We start from the raw sequence: 6013 nt of genomic DNA, 5'->3' as shown, positions 1-6013 counted from the left end.
GTGCGTGGGGTTATGGGTGGGGGTATGGGTGGGAGCAGGCGCGTATGCCTGCTTCGCCAGGGGGACGGGCGGGGCCGCGGATACGGGTACAGGCGCGGGCGCGGCCTCGGGCAGCGGACCGGCGGGAAGCGGCCCCGCTGGCAGCGGTCCCGCGGGCAGCGGCCCGGCACCCACCGTGGGCATGGCACCGGGTACACCAGGCGCGCCAGGCACACCAGACGCACCAAGCGCACCAGGCGCACCGAACGCACCAAGCACCCCGGGCACAGCCCCGGATGCCCCGGGCATCGTCCCCGGCGCGTACCCAGGCATCGGCGGCACCGTCGGCACCGGCATTCCCGTCTCTCCCGGCCCCGTCTCCCCCGGCACTCCCTGCCGCCCCGGTTCTCCCGACATGTACCCTCCGCCGCCCCTTCTGGTCAGACCGGTCGATGTGCTCGACCGCCGCGGCCGATCATTGTGGTCGACCCGGTCGCCGCTTTCGATCGGCCGGGTGCTCGCACACGTACGGCACCCGGTCACAGCTACAGCAATCGGTCGAAAACCCCGAACGCCCCGAGCCCCACCGGAATCAGCGCCACCACACTCACCACCTCGACCACGTCCGTCAGGCGCCGCAGCAGCACCCGTACGTGTTCCGGCAGCCGTACGGTGAGCGCCGCGACCGGCAGCGCCGCCAACAGGCACAGCGCGATCAGCACCCCCGCCGGGCTGCCGCCGTCCGCCCACAGCAGGGCGAGCCGTACGCAGACCGCCGTACCGGCCGCCAGCAACGCCACGACCTCCAGGACCAGCGGATAGGCCCGCGCCCGCGAGTACAGCACGACGCACAGCAGCAGCGCGCCCGCCACGGCCCAGCCACCGCCGGCCCCGGACGCACCCCCGACGGACACCACGCCGGCCGCCCCCGCCGACCCGGCCATCGCGACGGCGGCCGGCGTGAGTCCGCGGTGCGTGGCGCCGAGCGCCGCCGCGACGCGGTGGCTGCTGACCGGCGTGCCTCCGGAGCGCCGGTCGTCCAGCCGCGTCAGTCCGGCCGACGCCAGGGCGAGCCGTGGCAGGTAACCCAGTGCCAGCACCGACACCAGGCCGATCAGGACGGCCGCCTGCGCCGGACCGGCGAGCGCCGACCCCGCTTCCCACATGCCGACCGTGGCCGCGACCGCCGCCGCCCCGACAAGTCCGCCCCGCCCCAGGCCCGTACAGAGCCCGAGCAGTGCGAGCACGGCCGCCACCGTCAGCCCGACGGCGGCCAGGCGTGTCCCGCCGCCCGAGGTCACGTCCCAGGAGGCGAGCACGCCGAGCGCGCCGCCCATCAGGAGCAGCGCCGTACTCGGCGCGCGTCTGCCGAGCAGCCCCCCGGCCGCCGCACCGGACCCGGCCGCGATCACCGCGGCCCCGCCGAGCCACGGCCCGGCCGCCTCCGGCCCGTACGCGCGCGCTGCGAGCGCCCCGGTCACGCCCGACAGCAGCACCCCGGACGCGACCGTCGTCCACGTCCGACTCCGCTCGCCCCACCGCCAGGCGGGCAGGTCGAGGCCGTCGCCCATCACCTGGCCCGTCGTCTCGCTCGTCACCTCGCCCGTGCCGCCAGGTGCGGTCGGCGTCGGCGTCCCCGGCGCTTCCGGTTCCCGGAGCAGCCGCAGTACGGACCCGTCGGCCACGTTCGCGGACGCGAGCGTCTCGCCCTGGGCGAGTACGGCGCCGCCGTCCGTCACCAGGCGGCAGCGCGACGGCCCGTACGCCACCGGGTCGCCGACCGCCCGCAGTACCTCGGGCAGCAGCGTGCCGACCGGCTCATGCGCGGGCAACACCAGGTCGACCCGCCGCCGTTCGCCCGCCAGCACCACCCGCCGCAGCGCCGCCCGCACCCCGGCCTCCGTACTACGCACGGCGCCTGACCACCACGGTCCCGGCCACCTTGTCGTGCAGGCACTGCCGGTACGGCTCGTCCCAGCAGCACCACAGCACGTTGAGCAGCCCCAGGAACGGGACGAACCCCATCGGGAAGACGACGGCCCAGCGCCCGAGCGCCCGCCCGAACGACAGCGGCGCCCCGGTGTCCAGCTGGGCGACGCGCAGGCCGCAGATCTGCTTGCCGAAGGTGCCGCCGTACTTCGAGTTCATGAACGGCTCGTACAGAAGCACGGCGATGAGGGCGGGGATGCCGACCAGCAACGGCGGAAGCGCGGCCGCATCGCGCGGCAGCGCAGCCTGGAGAAGGCCGGCGACCACGAACACCACGAGCATTGCGACGAACTGGAAGACGATGTCCAGCAACCGGGCCCCGAGCCGCGCTCCCTGACTGCCCAGCATGCCTATGGGCGGCCCGCCCGCCTGCGGCGCTCCGTAGGGATACCCCTGCGGTCCCGGCGCCGCATAGCCCGGCGCCTGCCCGTACCCGTAGCCCCCCTGCGTCCCGTACGCACCTTGCTGCCCATACGGGCTCTGCTGCCCGTACGGCGCCTGCTGGCCGTACGCGCCCTGCTGCCCATATGTCCCCTGTTGCCCGTACGGTCCCTGCTGTCCGTACGGGCCCTGCTGGTACTCACTCATGCCGCAGATCCAAGCTGGCCGTGCCGCCTCCGCACAAGCCGCGCCCGGCGCGGGCCCCGGAGGCGGCGGGGTGAGGAAAACCCCACCCCGGGTCACCGACGTTCCCCATGGTCACTACCGATGGTGACCGGCAAGCTAGAGCGTATGACCGCACGCTCCGCTCATGATCGACGCCGCGACCGTCCCCCGGGCCCGGCCGCACGGCCGTCGGCCGCCGCCGGTTACGGCGAGGGGTACGGCGCCGACGAGCCCCTGCCGTCGCCGCGGGCCGCACTCGCCCCCGCGACCTGGCGGGAGGTCCTCCACCTGCTCACCGATCTCCCGCTGGGCGTGCCTGCCTTCGCCGTGGTGACGGTGTGGCTGGTGGCGGGGATCGGGCTGTCCCTCACCGTCGTCGGGCTGCCGCTGCTCGCGGTGGGGCTCCTGGTGTGCCGCCAGTACGGGAAGCTGGAACGGGCCCGCGCACGGCGCCTGCTGGGCGTACGGGTGGACGAGCCGAGCCCGCTGCGCGCGGCGGGGAACGGATTCTTCTCCTGGCTGTGGGTGCGGCTGAAGGACCCGGTCGGGTGGCGGCACGCGCTGTACGCGTTCATCCGGCTGCCGTGGTCGGTCGTCACCTTCCCGGTCGTGCTCGCCTCGCTCATCGTGGCCTGGCCGGCGCTGCCCTGGATCGCGCGCGGGCTGACCAACGCCGACCGGATGATGGTGCGCGGCCTGCTGTCCCCCTCCGACGAGCTGGAGCGGCGGATCGCCGAGCTGAAGACGGACCGCGCGACGGTCTCCGACACGGCCACCGCCGACCTGCGGCGAATCGAACGCGACCTGCACGACGGCGCGCAGGCCCGGCTCGTCGCGCTCGCGATGGGGCTCGGGCTGGCGAAGGAGAAACTGCTGGAGGACCCGGACGCGGCGGCGCAGATGGTCGACGAGGCGCACGGCGAGGTGAAGCTCGCCCTTCAGGAGCTGCGGGACCTCGCGCGCGGCATCCACCCGGCGATCCTCACCGACCGCGGTCTCGGCCCGGCCCTGTCGGCCCTCGCCGCCCGCTGCACCGTGCCGGTCAAGGTGGAGGTGGACCTCGCGGAACGGCCCGCGCCGGCCATCGAGGGCATCGCGTACTTCACCGTCTCCGAGCTGCTGCAGAACGTCTCCAAGCACAGCGGCGCGCGGACGGCGTGGGTCGAGGTCTGGCGCGCGCCGGACCGGCTGCTGATCCAGGTCCAGGATGACGGGCGCGGCGGCGCGCGGCTCGACGGCGGCAGCGGCATGGCCGGTCTGGCGGAGCGGCTGGGGTCGGTGGACGGACTGTTCGTCCTCGACTCCCCGGTCGGCGGCCCGACCCGGGTGACGGCCGAACTGCCGTGGCGGGGCCGCGAGCCGGAACGGAGCAAGGAGAAGGGGCGGAGCAGGGAAAAGGGGCAGGGCAGGGGGAAGTAGCAGGGGCGCGATCGAAGGCAGGGCCGGGTGCGGGACGGCCGGGCGAAGGGCGCGTGAGCGCCGGGCGGCGGGCCGGCCCGCAGGGGGGCGGGAACGAATCAGCCCGCAGGAAGTGCGGGAGGGGAGCTGCCCCGGACGAAGGCGGCCCCGCGGGCCGGTGCCAGCGCGCCTCGAGCCGATACCGGCGCCCCGGGCCGGTGCCAGCGCCACAAGCCGATGCCCGCCCCACAAGCCAACATCCGCCCTACGAGCCAGCACCCACCCCACAAACCAGTACTCGCCCCTCAAGCCAGCACCCGCCACAGAACCCGCAGCAGCCCCACAACCCGCAGCCACTCCACAGGCCGCAGCCACTCCATAGGTCGGGAGCCACCAGCCATTCCCCACCCCTCGGGGGTGGGGAAAACCCCAGGGTGAAGACTGCGTTTTCCCTCATGGTGCGGAGGGCTCGGAGCGCGGAGGCTGGAGGTAGCCGGCAGAGCTGGGATCAGCGGCGCCGGCGGCGACAGCAGCCGGACACGGCCGCAGGCGTGGCGGAGCGCCGACGGCAGACCGACCGGCCCGGACCCGGCAGAACGGACGACGAGACGATGGACACCGCGTACGGATCCCACCCCCCGGCCTCACGCGTACCCACCGCGCTGCGCGCCCCGTTCTCGGGGCGCACCTGGCGGGAGTTCCTCTACCTCTTCCTCAGCGTGCCCGTGTCGATCGTGATGTTCAGCTATGCCGTCACCATGATCTCGATCGGCGCCGGCCTGCTGGTCACCTTCCTGGGCATACCGGTCTTCGCGGGCGCGCTGATGGGGTGCCGGGGCATGGGCGCCCTGGAGCGGGTCCGGGCGCGCAGCCTGCTGGAGCTGGAAGTGGACCACCCGGCGCCGATACGCGCCGCCAAGCCGGGCTTCCTGAGCTGGGTCGGCGCGGTCCTCAAGAGCGGCGTCTCCTGGCGCCACCTCCTGTACTCGATCCTCCACTTCCCCTGGGCGATCTTCGCCTTCTGCTTCTCGGTGACGTTCTGGTCGATGGGCTGGGCGCTGCTGCTCTACCCGGTGTGGCAGTGGACTTTCCCCGCCTACCTCGACCAGCCCGGCCTCCAGCTGTGGGGCAACGGACACGGCGACGGCATCTACCTGGACACCCCCGCCGGGATGGCGGTGGCCAGCGCGACCGGGCTGCTGCTCGTCCTGGCCGGCCCGTGGGTGATACGCGGGCTCACACACGTGGACCGGGTCCTGGTGTACGGGCTGCTCGGCCCTTCCGTGCTCGCCACGCGCGTCTCGGAACTGGAGACGGACCGCGGGGTCGTGGTGGACACCGCCGCCGCCGACCTGCGGCGCATCGAGCGCGACCTGCACGACGGCGCGCAGGCCCGGCTGGTGTCGCTGGCCATGGACCTGGGCCTGGCGAAGGAGAAGCTGGCCGAGGACCCGCAGGCCGCGGCCAAGATGGTGGACGAGGCGCACGGCGAGGTGAAGATAGCCCTGCAGGAGCTGCGGGACCTCGCGCGCGGCATCCATCCCGCAATCCTCACCGACCGCGGTCTGGGTCCCGCCCTGTCGGCCCTCGCCGCCCGCTGCACCGTGCCGGTCAAGGTGGAGGTGGACCTGGACCACCGCCCGGCCGCGGCCATCGAGGGGATCACCTACTTCACCGTCTCCGAGCTGCTGCAGAACGTCTCCAAGCACGCGCGGGCCACCGCCGCCACCGTGGACGTGTGGCACGCGGGCGACCGGATCATGGTCCTGGTCACGGACAACGGCCAGGGCGGCGCGACCACGGAAGCAGGCAGCGGACTGGCGGGCCTGGCGGAGCGCCTCGGCTCGGTCGACGGCCTCCTCGTCGTCGACTCGCCCGTCGGCGGCCCGACATCCATCACGGCCGAAATACCCTGGCGCGGCTGACCCGGCGCCACCGACCCGCCACCCCACCGCGACCACTCTCTCCCTCCGGGCCTGCCCCCACGCACCCCGGAGCGGAGAGAGGCCACTACGCCCACCCCCACACACCACCCCTACGC

The 6013-nt window shown here is 74.1% G+C and carries 4 protein-coding genes; 2 read left to right on the top strand and 2 right to left on the bottom strand.

Annotated elements, in window-relative coordinates:
• Positions 1-524: 524 nt before the first annotated feature.
• A complete protein-coding gene (locus IH45_RS0142035; protein WP_032919505.1) occupies positions 525-1892 on the bottom strand; it encodes an EsaB/YukD family protein in 1368 nt (455 codons plus the stop codon).
• Positions 1885-2556 carry an RDD family protein gene (locus IH45_RS1000000150500; RefSeq protein ID WP_050515578.1) on the bottom strand — a complete coding sequence of 224 codons (672 nt, stop codon included), beginning with the start codon at positions 2554-2556 and terminating at the stop codon, positions 1885-1887. Before IH45_RS1000000150500 ends, IH45_RS0142035 begins: the two co-directional genes overlap by 8 nt.
• A 144-nt stretch (positions 2557-2700) precedes the next feature.
• Between IH45_RS1000000150500 and IH45_RS0142025 the strand changes: the two genes are divergently transcribed.
• Positions 2701-3993 carry a sensor histidine kinase gene (locus IH45_RS0142025; protein WP_050515577.1) on the top strand — a complete coding sequence of 431 codons (1293 nt, stop codon included), beginning with the start codon at positions 2701-2703 and terminating at the stop codon, positions 3991-3993.
• A gap of 590 nt (positions 3994-4583) precedes the next feature.
• Complete coding sequence (locus IH45_RS0142020) at positions 4584-5897, top strand: sensor histidine kinase (RefSeq protein WP_030682205.1); 1314 nt, start codon at positions 4584-4586, stop codon at positions 5895-5897.
• Positions 5898-6013: the final 116 nt, after the last annotated feature.

It is taken from the genome of Streptomyces rimosus subsp. rimosus, from assembly GCF_000720725.1.
In the GTDB taxonomy this organism is placed as follows: Bacteria; Actinomycetota; Actinomycetes; order Streptomycetales; family Streptomycetaceae; genus Streptomyces; species Streptomyces rimosus_A.
This window is presented reverse-complemented; position numbering and strand designations above follow the sequence as displayed.